This is a genomic window from Actinoallomurus sp. NPDC050550 (assembly GCF_040655075.1).
GTDB lineage: Bacteria > Actinomycetota > Actinomycetes > Streptosporangiales > Streptosporangiaceae > Actinoallomurus.
In genome coordinates this window covers 19858-41088 of sequence record NZ_JBFAJC010000039.1, presented here as the reverse complement: position 1 = coordinate 41088, position 21231 = coordinate 19858, and the positions used below count along the sequence as shown (strand labels likewise).

The following is a 21231-nucleotide window of genomic DNA, read 5'->3' as shown; positions in this document are numbered from 1 at the left end:
ACAGCTCCTCCGCTGGCGATGAAGGACCTGGTGCTTCAGAATGCAGCCCAATATTCCACGAAGGTGGAAGGTTCGAGCTGGACCCGCCGGCGTCGGCTTCGCATGGTGCTTCGGGAGGAGGCACCCCTCGCCGCGCGGCGGGGGAACGGGCGCATCCATGAGTGGTCCCCCGTCAACATCTGAGGCTGAACCGGAGCCGGGCCGCTGCGGCGGGCGGCCGTTGACCCATACGGTGGTCGGGACATCGCCATATCCGGAGGAAGCATGGGGCGAACGCCTGCACGATCGTTCGTCGGCAGACGCCGGGAGTACGAGGTGCTCGCCACCGCGCTCGACGGAGTCGCCATGGGCGATTCGCGGGTAGTCCTGGTCAGTGGCGAGGCCGGCGTCGGCAAGACGCGGCTGGTCGAGCGGTTCGCCGACGCGGCTCAGGACCGGGGCGTTCTGGTCCTGTCGGGTGCGTGCGTGGCATCCGGGCAGGATGGGCTCCCCCTCGCCCCGATCCTCATGGCGCTCCGGAGACTCGTCGGCAGGATCGGGCGGGACCGGTTGATCGCGTTGTGTTCCGGGCTGCCGGAGCTCGCCCGACTGCTTCCCGAGCTGGGACCCGCCTCGGCCGGAGGCGCACCGGCCGGCCAGGCCAGGCTGTTCCACCAGCTCGCCGTGTTCGTCCAGCGCCTCGGCACCGACCAGCCCGTTGTGATCCTGGTCGAGGATCTTCACTGGGCCGACCGGTCGACGCGCCTGCTGCTCGACGTGCTCGCCCGCAACCTGCGCGACACCCGCGTTCTCATCATCGCGACGTACCGCACCGACGACCTGTACCGGGGTCATCCGCTGCGGCCGTTCCTGGCCGAGTTGAAGCGCGTGGAAGGCGTCCGGCACATCGACCTCGGACGCTTCAGCCGCGCGGAGACCGCCGAGCTGATCGCCGCCGCGCTGGGCGAGCGGCCGTCGTCCGCGCTCGTCGATCGGGTCTTCGATCGATCCGGCGGAAACGCGTTCCTCGTCGAGGAACTCGTCCGGGTGGAGCGCAGCGGAATGACCTTCAGCCTCGATGATCCGCTACGTGATCTCCTCACCGGTCGGATCGAATGCCTTCCCGATCTCCCGCGTCAGGTGATCAGGCTCGTCGCGATCGAGAGGTCGCGCGTGTCGCACCAGGTCGTCGCCGCGGTGGCCGGTCTGCCCGACGAGACGTTGCTCGAGGCGTTGCGGGCGGCGATCGACGCGCACGTGCTCGTCGCCGACGGCGACGGGTACGACTTCCGGCACGCGCTCGTGCGTGAGGCCCTGGTCACGGGCCTCCTGCCGGGTGAGCGCATCCGCCTGCATCGCGCGTACGCCGTCGCGCTCGACGGCCGACCGGACCTCCTGCCGCCGGAGCAGCTCCCGAGCAGCCTCGCGTACCACTGGGCCGGTGCCGGGGCGCCGGAGCGCGAGCTGCCGGCCCTGTTGCGGGCCGCGGCCGTCGCCAAGAGGCTGAGCGCGCACGCCGAGCAGTATCAGCTGCTCCGGCGGGCCCTGGACCTGTCGGCTCAGGTTCCGGACGAGGTGGACCGGGGCGATCTCGAATACGAGGCGTCGGACGCCGCCTGGCTCGCCGGAGAGCACGAGCAGGGTCTGGTCCTCATCGAGCAGGCGCTGGCCAACGTCGATCGCGCCCGGCAGCCGGAAAGAGCCGCCCTGCTGCTCGCACGCCGAGGCAGGCTCCTGATTCGCCTCGGTCACGCCGATGCCATACCGGCGCTGGAGGAGGCCGAGCGGCTGGTACCCGAGGGCACCTCCGTCGCCCGCGCGACCGTGCTGGAGATCCTTGCCTCCGCGCTGACCAGTCGAGGCGACGCCGCTCGCGGATATGAGATCAGCGAGGAGGCCGCGCGGATCGCTCGTACGGTGGGCGACGACGAACTCCAGGTCGCCGCGCTGACGACGCAGGGCACCGCCCTGGCCCACGACGGCCGGCACGAACGCGCGGTGGCCGCCTTCGACGCGGCACGTACGCTTGCCGGGAGCCGCAACGACCTGCCTGGACTCGCCCGCGCCGGCGTCAACCTCTCCATGGAGTTGTGGGCCGTCGGCCGCTACGCGGAGACGGTCACCGTCGCGCGCGAAGGGCTGGCCGCCGCACGCGGAAGCGGGCTTTCCGCCACACTCGGCGCCTTCCTGGCCGCGAACCTCGGCATGGCCCTCTTCTCGATGGGGCTCTGGGATGACGCCGACGCTGCCACGGCGGAGGCGCTGGAGGCCAATCCGAGCGGGGTCTTCGCCGCGTATCTGCACCTGCTGCGCGGTGACCTCGCGCTCGCACGCGGGCACTTGGCGGCGGCCAAGCGGTGCCTGGCGTCGGCCGCCAGGGACTTCGGCCCGGACTTCGGTCTCGACGACGGTCTTCTGCCGATGGCCCGGCTGGACGCGGAGATCGCTTTTCGGGAGAACCGGATCGGCCACGCCCGCCGCACGGTGGCCCGGGCACTCGGTACGGCGCGGGTACGCGGCCAGCTCGCGGTGCACGCGTGGGCGCTGGTGACCACCGGCGCGATGATCGAGGCACGGTCACGGAAGCCCATGCACGCCTTCGAAGAACCGCACGAGGCCGAGAACCTCACCGAGGTACTCGGCTCGGTCACGGCCGAGCTCGCCACCGGCGCGCCGCCGTGGCGGGCGCATGCCGAGCAGTTCGCCGCCGAGATGGACTCCCACGGCACGACGAGCCCGCTCTGGCACGACGTCGTGGCGGCGTGGGAGAAGGCGGGCAATCCGTACCTCGCGTGTTATGCGCGGCTACGCGCCGCGGAGGCGACCCTCGCGACGCGAGACGACCGCGACGCACGAAGATTGCTCGTGGCTGCCGCGAGCCAGGCCCGTGACCTCGGCGCGAACCCCCTTCAGAAGAAGATCGAGGCGCTGGCCCGCAGCATTCGTCTTCCGCCCTTCGAGGTGTCCGAGACGTCGGCGAAGGCGCCGAAAGCCGACCTGCTCGGTCTCACGTCGCGCGAAGCGCAAGTCCTCAGACTGCTGACCGAGGGCGAGTCCAACCGGGGCATCGGCGTGCAGCTGTTCATCTCCGAGAAGACGGCCAGCGTCCACGTCTCCCGAATCCTCGCCAAGCTGGGCGTCACCAGCCGAGGTGAGGCCGCGGCCACGGCACATCGCCTGCGACTGTTCAACGAGGACTGACGCGGCACCACGCGGTGCCGTAACGATCGGTCACTGCGAGTCGGCTGTTCGGGAACCGCGGACCGCCGCCGCGCGTCGGTCTCTTCGTCGAGCCGGCGAGCAAGGGTCGTGTGCCTGCCCGACAACGACGCTGAGGTGCCGCCCGGCCTGGGGCATCCGCGCGTGGCTCGGCCACCGCCAAGGCTCACGCATCATTGAAAGGACCGCTGTCCCGACGCCCACCGCTCAGGAGCAGACTCAGGTTCGACTGCGCCATCGCCACATCGGGAGGAAGCGAAGCATGGGGCAGACACCCGCCCGGTCGTTCATCGGCAGACGGCGCGAATATGAGACGCTCACCACCGCACTCGACCGAGCCGCAGGAGGCAGCCCGCAGGTGGTGCTGGTCGGTGGCGAGGCGGGTGTCGGCAAGACCCGGCTGGTCGAGCGGTTCACCGACGCGGCCGAGGACTCCGGCGCGCTGGTCCTGTCCGGTGCGTGTGTGAAGTCCGGGTTGGAAGGCCTCCCGCTCGCACCGATCATCATGGCGCTTCGCGGACTCGTCGACCTGGTCGACGTGGACAGGCTGATCTCGTTGTTTCCCGGCCTTCCGGAACTCGCGCAGCTGTTCCCCGAGCTGGAACTGGGCCCTGCCGCAGAGGCGCCCGCCGGTCAGGCCAGGCTCTTCCACCAGTTCGCCGTGTTCGTCGAGCGGCTCGGTGCCGACCGTCCCGTGGTGATCCTCGTCGAGGACCTGCACTGGGCGGACCGGTCGACGCGCGCACTCCTCGACGTCCTCGCGCGCAACCTGCGGGACACTCGTGCGCTCATCGTCGCGACGTATCGCACCGACGACCTGTACCGGGGCCACCCACTGCGGCCGTATTTGGCCGAGTTGAACCGCGTGGAAGGCGTCCAGCGCATCGAACTCGGACGTTTCAGCCGCGCGGAGACCGCAGAGCTGATCGCGAGCGCGCTCGGCACGGAACCGTCGCCCGCGTTCGTCGATCGGATCTTCGATCGATCCGGCGGAAACGCGTTCTTCGTCGAAGAGCTCGTCCGGGTATGGCGCAGCGGGATGTCCCCCAGCCTGGACGACTCTCTGCGTGACCTCCTGGTCAGCCGGATCGAGCGCCTCCCCGAACCCGCGCAACGGGTGATCCGGCTCGTCTCGATCGAGAGGTCCTGGGTGTCGCACCAGGTCGTCGCGGCAGTGGCCGATATGTCGACCGAAGCGCTGCTCGATGCACTGCGCTCGGCCATCGACGCGTACGTGCTCGCAGCGGACGGCGAGGGGTACGACTTCCGGCACGCGCTCGTACGGGAGGCGGTCGTCGACGAGCTCCTGCCGGGCGAGCGCATCCAGCTCCACCGCACGTACGCCCTCGCGCTCGAGGGCCGGCCGGAACTCCTCCCGCCGGAACACCTGCCGAGCAGTCTCGCGTACCACTGGGCGGGCGTAGGTGAACCGACCCGCGAGCTGCCCGCCCTGTTGCAGGCAGCGGCCGTCGCCAAGGCGCTGAGCGCGCACGTCGAGCAGTACCAGCTGCTCCGGCGCGCGCTGGACCTGTCCGCTCACGTTCCGGAGGGGGCGGACCGGCACGAGCTCGAGTACGAGGCGTCACACGCGGCGTGGCTCGCCGGCGAAAATGAGGAGGGTCTCGCCCTGACGGAACAGGCTCTGGCCAATGCCGACCGCGCTCGGCAACCGGAGAGAGCCGCGCTGTTGCTCGCACGCCGTGGCAGGCTCCTGCTCCGCCTCGGCCATCCCGACGCCGTACCGGCCCTCGAGGAGGCCGCGCGGCTGGTGCCGACAGGCACGTCCGTCACCCGTGGCACCGTGCTGGAGATTCTGGGCTCCGCGCTGACCGATCAGGGAGACGCCACCCGCGGAAGCGAGGTGAGCGGGGAAGCCGTACGGATCGCTCGTGCGCTGAGAGATTACGAGCTCCAGGTCGCCGCGCTGACGACGCAGGGCACCGCGCTCGCCTACGACGGCCGGCACGAAGGCGCCGTGGCCGCGTTCGAGGCGGCGCGTGCGCTCGCCAAGAGCCGGGGCGACCTGCCGGGGTTGACCCGCGCATCCGTCAACCTCTCCGTCGAGCTGTGGGCCGTCGGCCTCTACGCGGAGGCCGTCACCGTCGCCCGTGACGGTCTGGACGCGGCGCGCAGGAGCGGCCTCTCCGCCACTTCCGGCGCCTTCCTGACCGCGAACCTCGGTATGGCCCTCTTCTCGATGGGACGCTGGGATGAGGCCGCGGCCGCGATCGAATCGTCGAGAGGACGCGCCGACGGTGTCTTCGTGGCCTATCTGCACCTGTTGCGCGGTGACCTCGCGCTCGCACGCGGCGACCTGGCGGCGGCCAAGGGGTACCTCTCCCTGGCTTCCAGCGAATTCGGCCCGAACTTCGGCCATGACGACGGTCTCCTGCCCATGGCGCGCCTCGACGCGGAGATCGCGCTTCGGGAGAACCGGATCGATCACGCCCGGCGTACGCTGGCGCGTGCCCTCGACGCGGCGCCGGTGCGCGGCCAGCTCGTCGCGCACATATGGGCGTTGATCACCACTGGCGCGATGATCGAGGTACGGGCACGGGCGCGCCTCGGCGCATTCGCGGAATCTCCCGAGGTCGAGAGCCTCGCCGAAGTCCTCTCCTCGGTAGCGGCCGACCTTCCGACCGACACGCCGCCATGGCATGCCTACGCCGAGCAGTTCGCCGCCGAGCTGGACTCCCTCGAGAGGGTCAGTCCGGCCTGGCACGGTGTCGTCACGGCGTGGGAGAAGGCGGGTAATCCCTATCTCGCGTGTTACGCGCGTGTACGCGCGGCGGAGGCGGCCATCGCGATACGCGACAACCGCACCGCCCGGGGACTGCTCACGTCCGCCGCGAAGGAGGCCGGTGACCTCGGCGCCGGATTTCTCACGGAGGAGATCGACGCACTGGCCCGGAGCGCGCGCCTTTCGATCTCCGATGCGTCCGACGCACCGGAGGAGACCCGGCAAATCGACATGCTCGGCCTCACACCGCGGGAGGTGGAAGTGCTCAAGCTGCTGACCGACGGTCACTCCAACCGGGATATCGGCACAAAGCTCTTCATCACCGAGAAGACGGCCAGCGTGCACGTCTCCCGGATCCTCGCCAAGCTCGGCGTCACCAATCGTGGTGAGGCCGCGGCCGTGGCGCACCGCCTACGGCTCTTCGACGGTTGAGTGGCATCAGCCCTGATCGCTGGCCGGTGGGCCGCTAGGGCGCTATGGCCGCCCGTGCGCCGCGTGCGCCCAGACGTCCAGCAGGCGACCCGCGGATCCCCCGATCGGGCCGACGGCGTCGGCCAGCGTGGCCGCGTCCGGAAGATGCGCGGACTCGATCGCCGGTACCGCGTCCGCGGCGTCGTCGATCGTGGACGAGCACACCGAGAGCAGGTAGTCGGGCACGGTCAACGCGGGATCGCCGCACGATCTGCGACAGGTCCGGCACCAGCTGAGTCAGCCGCCGGCCACGCCGCGCGGCCTCGGCCAGCAGCGGCTTGACGTGGTAGGTCCCCCACGGTTCGTTCGTCGCGATCAGTACGCGGAGCGGGCGTGGCCGTGACGAGGCCCACGCCGATCCGCCCAGCCCGACCACTCCTGCGGCACCGACAACGCCCCCGAGCACGACCCGGCGCGACAACGCGGCGGCGTTCGGTCCTCCTTCGTCACCCATTCGCGACACCGTAGGGGCCCAGCCCGGCCAAGCGGTTAACGGCCTTGGAACCAGCAGTGATCACAGGCTCCACGACGACTCGCCGCCGACCGGGCCTTCTGACCGGATCGCCGCTCACGCGGCGGTGGTCTGGGCGGTCAGGAACTGCTCCCAGGTTTCACTGCCGGTGGGCTCGCCCAGGGTGATGTTGGCGCCCGACCGGTAGGCCTTTCCGACCTTGCCCGGGACGTGGACCGGGAACCGCATCCGCCGCTTGCCCACGGCGGCCAGGTAACTCCGCTGAAGCTCTTCCAGCGTGTAGACGCGCGGTCCGGCCAGGTCGGGGACGCGGCCCGCCGGCTCGTCCAGGGTCAGCTCGGCCAGCCGGGCCGCCACCTCGCGGGAGGCGACGGGCTGCCAGCGGATCCCGCCCGGCGCCAGCAGGACCGGCGCCTTCGCCATGGCCCGTACGGTCTTCAGCGTCAGGTCGTGGAACTGCGCGGCGCGCAGGATCGTGTGCGGGATGCCGGAGGCGGCCACGATCCGTTCCGCCTCCGCCTTGCGGGCGAAGTAGCCGACCGGCACGGTGTCCGCGCCGATGACCGAGATGAGCACCAGGTGTTCCACGGTGCCCGCCCGCTCGGCCGCGTGGACCAGGTTCCGGGTGGCGACGTCGTCGCCCTTGGGCCCTCCGGCCAGGTGCAGGACGGTCCGTGCCCCGTCGATTGCCTTGTCGAGGCCCTCCCCGGTCATCAGGTCGACGGCCACGTACTCCACGCCGTCGCGCGGCTCCCGGTCGTGCCGGCTCAGCACCCGGACCGTGTGCCCGGCCTGCCGAAGGAGCGGGACCACCTGCGAGCCGAGAAGTCCGGTGCCGCCGGTGACCAAAGTGGTGGTGGACATCTCCTAATCTCCCTTTCTGGAGGTTTCGGTGCAACATGGCTACGACCCGGCCGGGCTCAGGAATGTGACACGGTGATCCAAGATTTTTCGTCGCTCGACAGGTTCGAGGCCGAGAGGCCCCGGCTGCGGGCGCTCGCCTACCGGATGCTCGGCTCCAGCGCCGAGGCGGACGACGCGGTCCAGGAGGCCTGGCTACGGTTCGACCGGACCGACCTGTCGCAGGTGGAGAACCTGGCGGCCTGGCTGACGACCGTGGTCAGCCGCGTCTGTCTCAACCTGCTCCGCACGCGGCAGACCCGGCACGAGGAATCGCTGGAGAGCTTCACCTCCGACTGGCTCGGCGCGGCCGACGATGACCGGATCCCGCAGGAGGAGGCCGAGTTGGCCGACTCGGTCGGGCTGGCGATGCTGGTCGTACTCGACCGGCTGAGCCCGGCGGAGCGGATCGCGTTCGTCCTGCACGACATGTTCGACGTGCCCTTCGACGACATCGCGCACATGATGGAGCGCAACCCCGCCGCCGTCCGGCAGCTGGCCAGCCGGGCCCGCGCCAAGGTCCGGGGCACCGGGGCGCAGGCCGCGGATCCGGCCCGCCGGCGTCACGCGGTCGAGGCGTATCTGACGGCGACGCGGACCGGGGACTTCGAGGCGCTCCTGACCCTGCTCGACCCCGAGGTCGAGCTCCGCGCCGACGCGACGGTCACCGGCGCCGGCAGACCCCTCACCCTGCAGGGTGCCCTGGCCGTGGCCAGAAGCGCCATCGAGGCGGTCCCCCGCGCCCGCTTCACCGCCGTCGCCCTGGTCGACGGCGGCCCGGCGCTCGTCATGGCCCCACTCGGCCGGCTCTCGCTGGTCATCCAGTTCACCTTCGCCGGAACCGCGATGACCGCCATCGACATCACCGCCGACCCGGACCGCCTCCAGGCCTTCGACGTCACGCTGGGCTGAGCCCTCCGCGCTGAGTCAGGAGGCTCCCGCACCGACGCCCGCTCCTGCAGCGAATTCCTCGCCCTCACCGGACTGTCCGGCTGACGGGTCTTTAACTTCATCCGTACGCATCCCCATTGTCCTGTTACGAGCGGACGAGAACGAGGGAAGTCACCATTACCTCCGCCCGGTATTTCGTCATGCGATCGCCAAGTATTTGACGTGATGCGGGACTCCGCGATTAACGCCCGCCTATGGCGTGCAATGCCAGGAACGCCCCAACAGATCACGCGTTAGGTCAGAGTGCCGGTCAAGCGTTGATATATACCTGTTTGTTGGTATTGATTCCTCGAGTCGAGCAAGGTGACATGGGACGGGCGATAGGCCGTGAGCTTGGTCGATCGCCCGACGTGTCGGCGCAACGCCGCGCCGAGAACGACTCAGGAGAGGCAGGCTTGATGAAGCTTTCCAAGAAGATGTCGATCGCCATCTCCAGCCTTGCATTCGCGGGGACCGCCGTCTTCACCGCCGGAACCGCCCTACCGGCGAGCGCACAAACCGTATCCGTCGCACCGCATCAGGTCGGCATCGCTCCGACCTTCGGCTGCTTCGGCGGATTCTTCAGCAGTTGCGGCGGCCTCTTCGGCTTCCATCGCCACTTCTTCTTCGACGACTGCGATTGCGACTGCTGATCCACCGGTCGGCAGGCGGCCGAGGACGGCTCCCGTCGAGTTGAGCCGACACTCAAAGAGGCTCAGCCAGGGTCCCGCACCAGCACGTGCGGGACCCATCCGCGATTGGTGGACTCTCGCTCTGGAACGGGTCAGAACGCCTCGTCGAGGCTGACCGTCCCTTCGACGGCGACCTGGTAGGCCGAGACTCGGCGTTCGAAGAAGTTGGACAGTTCCTGGACGTCCTGCAGTTCCATGAACGGGAACGGGTTGGCGGTGCCGTACCGCCTCGGCATGCCGAGGCGAGCGAGGCGCTGGTCGGCGACGTTCTCCAGGTAGGCGCGCATGTCGGTGGCGGTCATGCCGGGCAGGCCGTCGCCGCACAGGTCGTGGGCGAAGGCGAGTTCGGCGGCGACGGCCTCCTCCAGCATCGTCGTGACCTGCCCGGTCAGCTCCTCGTCGAACAGGTCGGGCTCTTCGGCACGTACGGTGTCGACGACGCTGAAGGCGAACTCCATGTGCATCGACTCGTCGCGGAAGACCCAGTTCGTGCCCGAGGCGAGGCCGTTGAGCAGGCCACGCGAGCGCAGCCAGTAGACGTAGGCGAAGGCGCCGTAGAAGAACAGGCCCTCGATGCAGGCGGCGAAGCAGATCAGGTTGAGCAGGAACGCCCGCCGGTCCTCCCGGGTCCGCAGCCGGTCCGTCGCGCCGAGGGAGTCGATCCAGCGGAAGCAGAACTCGGCCTTGTCGCGGATGGAGGGGATGTTCTCGACCGCGGCGAACGCCTTGACGCGTTCGTCGTGGTCGGGCAGATAGGTGTCGAGCAGGGTCAGGTAGAACTGCACGTGCACGGCCTCTTCGAACAGCTGCCGTGACAGGTACAGCCGCGCCTCGGGCGCGTTGAGGTGGGTGTAGAGGTTGAGCACCAGGTTGTTGGCCACGATCGTGTCACCGGTGGCGAAGAAGGCCACCAGCCGGTTGACCAGGTGCAGTTCCTCGGGTGTGAGCCGGGACAGGTCGGCCAGGTCCGAGTGCAGATCGACCTCCTCGACCGTCCAGGTGTTGCGGATCGCCGCGCGGAACCGTTCGTAGAAGGCCGGGTAGCGCATCGGCCGCAGGGTCAGGTCCATCCCCGGGTCGAGCAGGCTCATGAGGTCCTTTCCGTTGGAGGTGTGATCCAGGCTCACTGGCAGGCCTCGCAGGTCTCGGGGTTCTCCAGGGAGCACATGAGCGCTTCCTGGACAGGGGCGACGGTCGTCTGCGCGATGCGGGTGGCCGGCCGTGACCGCAGGTAGTACGTGGTCTTCAGGCCCGACCGCCAGGCATAGGCGTACATCGAGGACAGCTTCCCGATGGTCGGGCTCGCCATGAACAGGTTCAGCGACTGGGACTGGTCGATGTAGGGCGTACGCGCCGCGGCCAGGTCGATCAGCGCCTTCTGCGGGAGTTCCCACGCGGTGCGGTACAGGCTCCGCAACTCCTCGGGGAGCTCCTCGATCTCCCGCACCGATCCGTCGGCACGCTTGATCGCGTCACGCACCCGCGGCGTCCACAGCCCGCGCGCCTTCAGATCCGCCACCAGGTAGGTGTTGATCTGCAGGAACTCCCCCGACAGGGTCTCGCGCTTGAAGACGTTGGACACCTGCGGCTCGATGCACTCGTAGCAGCCGGCGATGGAGGCGATGGTCGCGGTCGGCGCGATCGCGACCAGCAGTGAGTTGCGCAGCCCGACCTCCCGGATCCGGGCCCGCAGAGCCTCCCACTCGACGGCGTGGACCGGGTCGGTGTCCGGCCAGTGGTCCGGGTGCAGGACGCCACGGGCGGCGCGCGTCTGGTCGTAGGAGGGGTGCGGGCCGTAGGTCGCGGCCAGCGCCGCCGACTCCCCGTAGGCCGCGAGCGCGATCTCTTCGGCGATACGGGTGGACAGCGCGAGCGCCTCGGGTGAGTCGAAGGGCAGCCGCAGCCGGAAGAACACGTCCGCCAGGCCCATCACGCCGAGCCCGATCGGCCGCCACCGCCGGTTCGCCTTCGCCGCCTCCGGCGTCGGGTAGAAGCCGCGGTCGATCGTGCGGTCCAGGAACCGCACCGCCGTACGCGCGGTCGCCCGCAGCCTCGCCCAGTCGACCCCGTCGTCGGTCACGTGGGCGGCGAGGTTGATCGAGCCGAGGTTGCACACCGCGGTCTCGGCGTCGTGGGTCACCTCGAGGATCTCGGTGCAGAGGTTGGACAGGTGCACGACGTTGCCGGGCTCGGCGGTCTGGTTGCAGGCGCGGTTGGCGGCGTCCTTGAACGTCATCCAGCCGTTGCCGGTCTGGGCGAGGGTGCGCATCATCGCCCCGTACAGCTGCCGCGCCGGGACCTGCCGGACGAACCGGCCCTCGGCCTCGGCCGCCCGGTACGCGCGGTCGAACTCCTCGCCCCACAGGTCCACCAGCTCCGGCACCTGCTTGGGATCGAACAGCGACCAGGTCGCGTCCGCCTCGACCCGGCGCATGAACTCATCCGGCACCCAGTTCGCCAGGTTGAGGTTGTGCGTACGCCGCGCGTCCTCCCCGGTGTTGTCCCGGAGCTCGAGGAACTCCTCCACGTCGGCGTGCCAGGGCTCGAGGTAGACGCACGCAGCGCCCTTGCGTCGGCCGCCCTGATTCACCGCCGCGACGCTCGCGTCCAGCGTCCGCAGCCACGGCACGATCCCGTTGGAGTGCCCGTTCGTGCCCCGGATCAGCGAGCCCCGGCTCCGCACCCGGCTCCAGGAGATCCCGATGCCGCCGGCGTACTTGCTCAGCCGGGCCACCTGGCCGTACCGCTCGTAGATGGCCTCCAGCTCATCGCGCGGCGAGTCCAGCAGGAAGCAGGACGACAGCTGCGGGCGGGCGGCTCCGGAGTTGAACAGCGTCGGCGAGCTCGGCAGGTACGCCAGCCGTGACATCAGGCCGTACAGCTCCGCCGCCTCGGCCACGCTCTCGGCCAGCCCGCAGGCCACCCGCAGGAAGAAGTGCTGCGGGCGCTCCAGCACCTGCCGCCTCGTCGGATGCCGCAGCAGGTACCGGTCATAGATGGTTCGCAGCCCGAAGTAGGTGAACCGGTCGTCGGCGTCATGGTCGACCAGCGCGTCCAGCGCCGCCGCGCTACGGGCGACGAATCCTGCGGTCTGCTCGTTGAGCAGCCCCTGCCCATGGGCCGCCGCGACGGACTCGGTGAACGTCACCGGCCCGGTCTCCTCCGCGATCGACCGGGCGAGCAGCCGGGCCGCCACCGTCGAGTAGACCGGGTCGGTGACGACCAGCGCAGCGGCCCGCCGTACGGCCTCGGCCAGATCACCGGCTCCGGTGATGAGCAGCGGATCGGCCTCCGGCAATCCGGCGCAGACGCGCTCGATCTCTGCCGCGAGCGTGGCCTCGGGGGCCGTGGGGGGCGCGATGAGCTGTTGTGTCACGGTGCTCTCTCCTCGTGGGCTTCACCCTCGCGAGAAGACGCGCACGGACGACAAGGCTCCGCCGCCGGCCCTCCCACGAGGCCTGGACGACCGCGCGCTCCCGCGCACGGGTCGCTGGCAGGTCTTCGGACTCGCGGGCAGCACGCCTTCAGGCGCGTCCTACTGGCCGTCGCTTCCCGGGCCCGATCGAGCCCAGTGCTGTTGACGGCGGTCGTTCCCACTCACCGCTGCGGGGCAGTCCCGGCCTCTCACCGGGTTCCCTCTTACGACACCCGCCACATGATGCACAGGTGAACCAGCAACACGAGAACCATACATGTAGTGGCGATTGAAACGCATCACCACCAGATATTGGGTGTGTCGGGTAAGGAGCAGCGCAGCGCGGGCATGCCGAACGGCCCCCGGCGGTGATCCGCCGAGGGCCTTCAGGAGGTGTGGCCTACGCCGTGACCGGTGCCTGCGCGGTCCGGGGGCCTTCGGCCGTACGGGCGAGCAGCCGTTCGGCCATCGGCGCGAAGCACAGGCCGATCGCCGCCCACATGATCGCCTGCGCGGCCACCGAGTACAGGCGGAAGGAGAACAGCACGTCCGCCGGGAACCCCGGATAGACGATCTGCCCCTGCTGGTTCTTCAGCGGCAACGGTGTCTCCGTCGCGTGCCGGCCGTACTCGTGGACGTTCGCCGACAGATGCCCGAACGAGGGAAGCACGAACATCACGACACCGAGCGCCGCAACGCAGGCCAGCCCGGCCAGCAGCGTCGCGTTCCAGTTCCCGAAGCGGGGCTTGAGCTTCTGGCCGAGCCAGACCGCCAGGATCAGGAACGCGATGGCGAACCCGACCATCAGCAGGAACAGGCCGCCTCGGTCGCGGATGGTCTCGTGGTGACCGATCGCGGGCGGGTCGGCCGGATACTTGGCGAAGGGGATCAGGTAGAACCCCAGGAACCCGCCGAGGGCGACCAGCAGCGCCAGCGTCCGCGGCCGCAGGTTCCCCGTGCGGCCGCAGGCCAGGATGTAGGCCACCGCGTACAGACCGCCCATCGCGGCACCGAACAGGATGACGCCGACGCCGATGCCGACGTTCGCCTGGATGGTGCGACTGAAAATGTCCGGGTGGGCGGCCTCGGGCGTGATGCCCGCCGCCTTGTCGAGCATCGCCTGAGCGGCGTCCCGGCCGCTCTCGTAGTCGACGGCCGCCTGAATCTGCGGCTCGGCGAAGATCCGTGCGAAGACGAACGCGAGGATTCCGCCGATCGCGCCCACGAGCAGCCCACGCAGGATGAATCGCCGTTCCACGGCGTACTCCTTGAATTGTGGTGTCGCGGGCCGGATCAGTGGCAGGGGAATCCGAGGAGGTGCCGGGCGTCGTGAACGAACTCGTGAATGGCCATGTTGTTGCCGAAGACCGAGGTCGCGCCCTGGTCGACGCCGATGAAGTAGTACACGGCCAGGCCGAACAGCACGGTGCCGAACAGCCACAGTGCGGCCCGAGTACCGGACACCACCACTGGGGTCGTACGGGGAGCGGGCAGCGTGGTGGGGGTCGTCATGTCACAGCCTCCTCTAGGGATCCAGCGTCCCTGTCACGGGTGGAGCGCCTCGATGGCCGAGGGTCTGACTCTCCGACTCAAGGCCGGAACACAGTGGCGCGACCGTGCCGGATTTGCACCGGCTTCCTCTTACCATCACGTTCGTCCGGATCGTACGGCGAGAATTCGGCACCGTCAACGTCGCAGGAGGTCACCAGCCCATGACCGTTCGGCTCGCGCTCATCGCGCACGCGGCCACCCGCGCCACCCGCGAGGCCCGATTCCCCGACGACGAACCCCTCGACACGCACGGCGCCGAAGCGGCCACGGCCGCCGCGGTAACGTTGCGCCGTGTCACGGCGGCCTACTGCGGACCCGAGGAACGCTGCCGTCAGACCGCCGACGCGCTCGGCCTCGACGCGGCGACCGCGCCCGTCCTGGCCGACCTGAACGCGGGCACCTGGCGAGGCAGGAGCCTCACCGAAGTGGAGGCGGACCACCCCGCCGACCTGTACGCATGGCTGACCGACCCCCACGCGGCCCCGCACGACGGCGAGTCGCTGTCCGCGCTGATCGCCCGGGTCGCGCAGTGGTTGACCGAACTCCCCACCGACGCCACCAGGGTCGTGGCCGTCACCCACCCCGCGATCATCCGCGCCGCCGTCCTCCACACGCTGGGCGCCCCACCCGAATGCTTCTGGCGCCTCGATGTGACCCCCCTGTCCCAGACCTGGCTGACACGCCACGGCGGACGCTGGCAGCTACGCGAGACCGGTCACGCACTATGAGCGGCGTGCGCCCGCGCGGCCGGCGAGGAGTTCGGCGAGCAGGTTCTCCCATTGCCCGGCGATGGTGGTGACGTCGTAGCGGGCGGCGGCCTGGTGGGCGGCCGCGCCCATGGCACGACGCTTGGCGGGGTCGTCGATGAGTTCGCCGAGGGCGTCGGCCAGTGCGTCGGTGTCAGCGGGTGGTACGAGGAGTCCGTCGCGGCCATGGGTGATGATCTCGCGGGGGCCTTGTGGGCAGTCGAAGCTGACGGCCGGGACGCCGCAGGCGAAGGCCTCGATGATGGTCATGCCGAAGCCTTCGAAGGATGAGGACAGCGCGAGAACGGATGCCTCTGCGAAGGCGGCGTAGATGTCGCTGGTACGGCCCATGAACGCGATGTTGTCGCCCAGGTCGTGCTGCGCGGCGACGGCGCGCAGTTCGCCGAGTTCGGGTCCGCTCCCGTACAGGCGCAGCGTCCAGTCGGGATGGGTGGTGCTGACTTTGGCGAAGGCCGTGATGAGCCGTTCGTAGTGCTTGACCTTGGCCATGCGACCGGCCGCGGCGATCACCGGGGCGTCCAGGCCGGAGGTCGGTTTGGTGCCCGCGGGCAGCGCGTTGGAGATGGCCTGCAGGCGTGTGGGCGCGTCGGCGAGGAAGTCGGCGTAGGCGCGCCGGTCGGCCTCGGTGAGGGTCACCAGGGCGTCCAGGCGTGGGTACCAGCGGCTCATGTGCTCCCGCAGGCCTGGGCGGTGCGCGTCCAGATGCAGGTGTTCTTGGCCGACCACGACGACGTCGCGCGGGGCGAAGCGGGCGGCCAGCAGGTTGAAGGCCGGGCGAGTGGTGATCAGCACATCGGTGTCCAGCCCGCGCAGGGCCCGCCACATCTCGTAGTCGCCGCGCAATGTGACCTCTGACCAGAGCCTCTCGCCGCGGGGCACCAGCCGGCTGTTGTGCCGGCTCAGTCTCGCCGCGAACCGACCGGGACGTACGCCTTTACGCAGGTCGATCAGCGTGCGGACGCTGATGCGGTCGTCGATCGGAAAGAACGGGTCATCCCGCCGCCGATGCAAGGTGATGATCTCGATGTCGTGACGCATCGCGAGGTGGTTGGCGAGGGTGAGGGTGGCGCGGATCGTGCCGCCCATGCCGTAGGCGGACTCGAGAAGAAACGTGATCTTCATGCGCGGCGTCTCCAGGGGGTGTCGGGGCCGGGCCTCCGCCTCGCCGGTGCTGCAAGATGGCGATCACTTCGAGGCGGCTTATCCAGACCGCTGTGACCAGCGGAAATATCTACTATTCAAATAGTATGACCGCGATAGTACTACTGGGTTCGTAAACGGCCTCGCCGGGATGATCGACCGATTCGCCGCGCCGCGTCCGCATCTGTCCGAATTTGGGACGAACTATTGACCCATCGCTACCCCGTCTTTACCCTCGGGGCCACCTGTCCTGATGAGCAGGAAGGCGTCCCATTCAGTGGAACCTTCGGCATGGTCAACTCGCGGTGGGGCCTGATCATCCCGCCCGCAGCCACGCCGACCGGCGTGTTCCTGCTCCGGCAGTACATGCCGACCATCCCGGACGAGCTGATCGAACAGGGCCGCATCGACGGGGCGGGCGAGTTCCGCATCTTCCTGCGCATCGTCGTGCCGCTGTGCAAGGCGCCGCTCGCGGTGCTCACGATCTTCTCGGTGCTGTGGCGGTGGAACGACTTCCTCTGGCCGCTCATCATCAGCCAGTCGCAGGACCACTACACCCTGCCCGTCGCACTCGCCCAGTTCGCGAACGAACAGGTCGTGCCCTTCAACTACATCCTGGCGATGTCGGTCGTCAGCATGCTCCTGGTGATCCTCATCTTCCTGATCATGCAGCGGAAGATCATGCAGGGCATCGCCGCGACCGGACTCAAGTGAGGACACATGGATCGCACCGTTCACCCACTGGACGAGCGCGGCACCGTACGCGACTGGCTCATCGCCGGCGCGTGGAGCGAGCCGGCCGACGACCTGCATGAGGTACTCGCCGCCGACGGATCCCCCTGGGGGCCGGACGGCCGGTGGGTGCTCACCAACGGACCCGACGTCGCGCCGCTGAAACGCCGCCTGTACGAGCGGCGGCCCCTGCCGCGCGACCAGGACCTGCCCGAGGTCGTCGAAGGCGACCCCGTCTCGTACGCCGGGCCGACCGGCGTCGTCCACGAGGACCGCTGGCGGCGCGTCCACACCGGCGCCGACGGCCTCGTCGGCTGGAGCCGGTTCTGTTTCACCCCCGAGTACCGCCTCGCCCTCGCCTCCTGCGTCCTGGAGGTCGACCAGGCCGAACGCCGTGTCCTCCGGCTCGCCTGCACCGGCCCGTCCCTGCTCTACGTCGACGGCGACTGTGTGTTCGCCGACGACACCGTCACCTACATGGAGCCCGCCGAACACGACATCCAGGTCCGGCTCCCGTCCGGCGCGACCACGATCGTCGTGGCGTCCTGGCAGGTCGCCTTCCGCGAATGCCGCCAGGTGCTGCGGCTGCGCGTCGACGGCCTTCCCGTACGGGTCGTCGTGCCGAGTCCGGGCGCGGACGAGCGGGCCGCCGCCGTCGCCGAGCAGGTCCTCGAAGCGGTCGCCACCCCGACCTGGGGAGACACGTCCGACGAGGTCGCCATCACCGGCCCGCCCGGCGCGGCCCTGCGGGTCGGCTGGGACGGCCGGACCGCGCGGCTGCGACTCGACGAGCACGGCACCGCCCGGCTGTCCCTCGCGGCCGGCGCGCCCGTCGAGGAGCACACCAGCGCGCAGGACGCCGGCAACGCCTCGATGCTGTCGACCGGCGAGGTCACCCTCCGCGTCGCGCTCGACGATGACCGCGCCCCCGTCTTCCGCGAACTGCCGGTCGCCGTACTGCCCCGCGAATACCGCGGCGAACCGGTCGGCGTGGGCGAGGAACCTGCCCGCCGGCGCGGCGGGTTCCTCCCGTTCTCCCTGGCCGGTCGCACCGCCCTCGTCACCGGGTCGCGTAGCGGCATCGGACATGTCCTGGCCGTGGACGGCGGCTGGCTCGCCCGCTGACCGAGATGGAACCGCGTCAGTCGGCGTAGTCGGTGGCCGGCTCGGTGTCGTACCGGTTCATGGCCTCTATGGTCGCCTCCGGGGTCAGCGTCCCGCCTCGCTCGATCATTTCTCGGAGGTCACGGAAGTACTGCACGTACAGGTCGGGGGTGAAGGTGTTCAGCAGCACCAGCGGCTCGTCGGTGGGGTTGGCGAAGGTGTGCGGAGCACCCGGCGGGATCATCGCGAGGGTGCCGGCCGGTGCGTCGTACGTCGTGGTGCCGACCGTGAACCGGGCCGTACCCGAGACCACGTAGAAGCCCTCGTCGTGTCGGCCGTGCCGATGCTGGGGCGGGCCGTCGGTGTGCGGCGCAACGGTGATCTCGCCCATTCCGAGGCGGTGCCCGGTGGTGCTGCCGTCCTCCAGGATCCGCATGGTGGTGGGTCCCAGCTGCACGACTTCGCCGCCATCGCGGCCGACGATCGAAACCTTGGCGCCGACTCGGCCGACCCGGCCGAGCGCGTCGCCTTCGCCTGCGAGTACCAGGCAATCGGAGGATCCTCCGGTTGTGCTAGCCTCCGCGTAGCGGAGGCCCCTCCGCATCGATGATGCTACGCCATCGACGAACGGGAGCGTTCTCATGAGCACAGCCGGAAGCGCGTCGAAGGCCCCGGGAGGCAACGCCACGCTCGCGGGACGCCGGGTCGCCCGGATCGGTTTCGGGGCGATGCACCTGGCGGGCGGACACGGCCGCCCAGCCCCCGAGCCCGAGTCGGCCGCCGCGATGGTGCGCTCCGCCGTCGACGAGGGCGTCAACCACATCGACACCGCGCAGTTCTACGCCGCCGGCCGGTGCAACGAGCTGATCCGCGACGCCCTGACGCCGTATCCCGAGGACCTGGTGCTGGTGACCAAGGTCGGTGCGGAACACGACGACCAGGCCGGCCTCGTCCTGGCCCAGCGGCCCGAACAACTGCGCGCGGGTGTGGAGGCGAACCTCGCCACCCTGGGCGTCGAGCGGCTGGACGTGGTCAACCTGCGCCGCGCCGACGCTCCGCCCGGCCTTCTGGCCGAAGGCGACCAGGTCGTCGACCTCGACAGCCAGCTCGCGGAGCTCATCGCCCTGCGGGACGAGGGCAAGATCGGCGGCATCGGACTGAGCAACGTCAGCGCCGAGCAACTGCGCCACGCCCTGCCCGCCGGGATCGCCTGCGTGCAGAACGCCTACAGTCTCCTCGACCGCGCGAGCGGGCCGGTGCTGGACGTGTGCCGTGAGCACGACATCGCCTGGGTGCCGTTCTTCCCGCTCGGCTCGGCGTTTCCCAGCGTTCCCAAGGTCACCGCGCATCCGGCGGTGATCGAGACCGCCGCGTCCCTCGGGGTGACACCCGCGCAGGTCGGCCTGGCGTGGCTGCTCGCAACCTACGCGCACACGTTGCTCATTCCGGGCACCGTCGACCCCGCCCATATGAAGGAGAACGTCGCGGCGGGCGACGTCCTCCTCGACCGGGAGACCATCGACACCCTCGACGGCATCGCCTCGTCCGCCGGGTAACGACTACCCGGCGGACGAGACGCCTGCGCGGGAACCCGCCTTACGCGCCGGCCGCGCCACCGGACCGGCGCAGCGCGAAGACGGCGGCGCCCAGGGCGAGCAGCCCGGCCACCAGACCGGCGGCCCCGAGCGCGGTACCCGTGCCGTCGCCGCCGTTCTTCACGATTCTCGTCGTCTGCGCCGTGGTGGTCTTGGCCAGCGTGATCGACGGGGCCGGGTGCTCCGGTTCGGCGTTCCCGCTCGGCATTTCGATCCAGCGCACCACGTGGGTCTTGCCGCTGTGGTCGGTGTACGTCTGCAACGCCTTGAAATACAGTTTCGCGGTGTCGGTGGGCAGCGGGCCCAGGGAGATGCCGAACTGCTGGAACTGCCCCGGCTCGATCTTCCCGCCGGACCAGGTGATCTGGGTGACGGCCTCGGTCAGTTCACCGCCCTCGACCTTGATCGGTTTGGGCAGGCGGCCCTTGACCGACTCGACCGTCCAGCCGGGCACCGGCTGCACCGACACCGAGGCGATCGGGTGGTCGGTGGGCAGGAACAACTGCACTTTGGTCGTGTCGGCGTCGGCCTCCTCGTTGGGGACCTTGACGCCGAAGGTGGCGTAGCCGCCCGGTTCGGCGATCTTCGGGTTGACGGTGACGTGTGCGGCGGCGGGCAGGGCGAGCGCGACGACGGTGGTCGTGACGATGCCGGCGCCGGTCAGCAGGCGTCCGGTGGCGCGTGGGAAGGACATGATGCTCCTCGGGAGGACATGCGAACAGGGAACGCGACCACGGCCCGTTCCCTCATCCCGCGAACATCCCGGTCACCTCTTGCGGGTGAGACCGGGTGAAGACGGCGCCGCGACACGTACGAGCGTCGCGGGCACCGTTGAGGGCCGTGATCACATGAAGGCGTTTGTAAGAAGACCGGCGCCCCGAGGAGGGCCACGCCGTACGAGGACATGGCGCAGGGCGGCCACGACCGGCCGTGCCTCGTCCTCACCCCGCCGGTCCGCCGTACCGCGCGGACGCCGGTCCACCACGACGTCGGCGAGCACCAGCAGGGCGAACACCCGCAGCGCGGGATCGAGCAATGCCTCCGCGACCAGGTCCAGTGCGCGCCACAGCGCTCGTTCGCCGGCGTACAGCCAGAGCGCCACCAGCACTCCGGCGAGCGCGTGCGCGCCCGTCATGCCCAGGCCGGACGTGCCGCCGCCCTGGCTCATCGTCACGGTGTTCGCCACATGATGAACACCGCCGTGCATCGTCATGGCCGGCCGGCCCGGAGCCGTACCGGAATCCGGTGAGGCGCACCAGGTGAACCACAGGTGCAGGCAGGCCTGCGCGACCTCGACCGCGAGCAGGATCCACCAGGCCGGCCGCCGCCGGTCGGCCAGGCAGTAACCGACCGCGGTCAGCGCCGCCAGTGCCGCCCAGCCGGCCCAGGCCGGCGCCGGACGCGAGGCCATCAGGTCGTGCCCGGCCAAGGACAGCACGACGCACACCGCGGCGAAGACCCCGGCGCGCATCAGGCGGAACCACCCAGGGGGACGCATGACCTCACCAACAACTACAGCGTGTA

Annotated in this window: 18 protein-coding genes and 2 riboswitches; of the genes, 8 read left to right on the top strand and 10 right to left on the bottom strand. The window is 69.9% G+C overall.

What is annotated here, in order from left to right:
- Positions 1-264 precede the first annotated feature (264 nt).
- Both AB0I04_RS38195 and AB0I04_RS38190 read left to right on the top strand, forming a co-directional pair.
- Positions 265-3180 carry an AAA family ATPase gene (locus tag AB0I04_RS38195; protein WP_360896284.1) on the top strand — a complete coding sequence of 972 codons (2916 nt, stop codon included), beginning with the start codon at positions 265-267 and terminating at the stop codon, positions 3178-3180.
- 280 nt (positions 3181-3460) lie between these two features.
- Complete coding sequence (locus AB0I04_RS38190) at positions 3461-6370, top strand: AAA family ATPase (protein WP_360896281.1); 2910 nt, start codon at positions 3461-3463, stop codon at positions 6368-6370.
- 42 nt (positions 6371-6412) lie between these two features.
- Here the strand turns inward: AB0I04_RS38190 and AB0I04_RS38185 are convergent, their stop codons facing one another.
- Together AB0I04_RS38185 and AB0I04_RS38180 are read right to left on the bottom strand one after the other, a co-directional pair.
- The gene (locus AB0I04_RS38185; protein ID WP_360896278.1) at positions 6413-6601 is read right to left on the bottom strand and encodes a hypothetical protein; all 189 of its coding nucleotides are present in this window, start codon (positions 6599-6601) and stop codon (positions 6413-6415) included.
- A 376-nt stretch (positions 6602-6977) separates the two neighbouring features.
- Positions 6978-7745, bottom strand: a complete 768-nt coding sequence (locus tag AB0I04_RS38180; RefSeq protein ID WP_360896275.1) for an NAD(P)H-binding protein — start codon at positions 7743-7745, stop codon at positions 6978-6980.
- A gap of 72 nt (positions 7746-7817) precedes the next feature.
- Here AB0I04_RS38180 and AB0I04_RS38175 point away from each other — a divergent pair, with 72 nt between their 5' ends.
- Positions 7818-8693, top strand: coding sequence for a sigma-70 family RNA polymerase sigma factor (locus AB0I04_RS38175; RefSeq protein ID WP_360896272.1), 876 nt, complete (start codon positions 7818-7820; stop codon positions 8691-8693).
- Positions 8694-9130: 437 nt separating this feature from the next.
- A complete protein-coding gene (locus AB0I04_RS38170) occupies positions 9131-9364 on the top strand; it encodes a hypothetical protein (protein WP_360896269.1) in 234 nt (77 codons plus the stop codon).
- Between the two features lie 131 nt (positions 9365-9495).
- Here AB0I04_RS38170 and AB0I04_RS38165 read toward each other — a convergent pair whose 3' ends face one another.
- From AB0I04_RS38165 to AB0I04_RS38150, 4 genes are all read right to left on the bottom strand, one after another.
- Positions 9496-10530, bottom strand: a complete 1035-nt coding sequence (locus AB0I04_RS38165) for a ribonucleotide-diphosphate reductase subunit beta (RefSeq protein ID WP_360896266.1) — start codon at positions 10528-10530, stop codon at positions 9496-9498.
- Complete coding sequence (locus AB0I04_RS38160) at positions 10527-12779, bottom strand: ribonucleoside-diphosphate reductase subunit alpha (protein WP_360896263.1); 2253 nt, start codon at positions 12777-12779, stop codon at positions 10527-10529. Before AB0I04_RS38160 ends, AB0I04_RS38165 begins: the two co-directional genes overlap by 4 nt.
- A gap of 98 nt (positions 12780-12877) precedes the next feature.
- Positions 12878-13094, bottom strand: a riboswitch (cobalamin riboswitch).
- A 124-nt stretch (positions 13095-13218) separates the two neighbouring features.
- A complete protein-coding gene (locus AB0I04_RS38155) occupies positions 13219-14076 on the bottom strand; it encodes a CbtA family protein (RefSeq protein ID WP_360896260.1) in 858 nt (285 codons plus the stop codon).
- A 35-nt stretch (positions 14077-14111) separates the two neighbouring features.
- Positions 14112-14330: a CbtB domain-containing protein gene (locus tag AB0I04_RS38150; RefSeq protein ID WP_360896257.1), complete on the bottom strand. Its 219-nt coding sequence runs from the start codon at positions 14328-14330 to the stop codon at positions 14112-14114.
- A gap of 39 nt (positions 14331-14369) precedes the next feature.
- Positions 14370-14501, bottom strand: a riboswitch (cobalamin riboswitch).
- 29 nt (positions 14502-14530) lie between these two features.
- Between AB0I04_RS38150 and AB0I04_RS38145 the strand changes: the two genes are divergently transcribed.
- Positions 14531-15097, top strand: a complete 567-nt coding sequence (locus AB0I04_RS38145; protein WP_360896254.1) for a histidine phosphatase family protein — start codon at positions 14531-14533, stop codon at positions 15095-15097.
- Here the strand turns inward: AB0I04_RS38145 and AB0I04_RS38140 are convergent.
- Entirely contained in the window at positions 15092-16258 is a 1167-nt protein-coding gene (locus AB0I04_RS38140) for a glycosyltransferase family 4 protein (RefSeq protein ID WP_360896251.1), read from the bottom strand. The two genes, AB0I04_RS38145 and AB0I04_RS38140, sit on opposite strands and share 6 nt — an antisense overlap.
- Before the next feature lie 309 nt (positions 16259-16567).
- Here AB0I04_RS38140 and AB0I04_RS38135 point away from each other — a divergent pair, with 309 nt between their 5' ends.
- Both AB0I04_RS38135 and AB0I04_RS38130 read left to right on the top strand, forming a co-directional pair.
- Positions 16568-16990: a carbohydrate ABC transporter permease gene (locus AB0I04_RS38135; RefSeq protein WP_360896248.1), complete on the top strand. Its 423-nt coding sequence runs from the start codon at positions 16568-16570 to the stop codon at positions 16988-16990.
- A gap of 6 nt (positions 16991-16996) precedes the next feature.
- Complete coding sequence (locus AB0I04_RS38130) at positions 16997-18133, top strand: hypothetical protein (RefSeq protein WP_360896245.1); 1137 nt, start codon at positions 16997-16999, stop codon at positions 18131-18133.
- A gap of 16 nt (positions 18134-18149) precedes the next feature.
- Here AB0I04_RS38130 and AB0I04_RS38125 read toward each other — a convergent pair whose 3' ends face one another.
- A complete protein-coding gene (locus tag AB0I04_RS38125) occupies positions 18150-18569 on the bottom strand; it encodes a cupin domain-containing protein (protein WP_360896242.1) in 420 nt (139 codons plus the stop codon).
- Positions 18570-18753: 184 nt separating this feature from the next.
- Between AB0I04_RS38125 and AB0I04_RS38120 the strand changes: the two genes are divergently transcribed.
- Complete coding sequence (locus AB0I04_RS38120; protein ID WP_360896239.1) at positions 18754-19668, top strand: aldo/keto reductase; 915 nt, start codon at positions 18754-18756, stop codon at positions 19666-19668.
- Positions 19669-19708: 40 nt separating this feature from the next.
- On the opposite strand, the gene AB0I04_RS38115 is transcribed toward AB0I04_RS38120, so the two are convergent.
- Positions 19709-20401, bottom strand: a complete 693-nt coding sequence (locus AB0I04_RS38115) for a YcnI family protein (protein ID WP_360896236.1) — start codon at positions 20399-20401, stop codon at positions 19709-19711.
- A gap of 150 nt (positions 20402-20551) precedes the next feature.
- Positions 20552-21205: a hypothetical protein gene (locus AB0I04_RS38110; RefSeq protein ID WP_360896234.1), complete on the bottom strand. Its 654-nt coding sequence runs from the start codon at positions 21203-21205 to the stop codon at positions 20552-20554.
- Between the last annotated feature and the right edge of the window lie 26 nt (positions 21206-21231).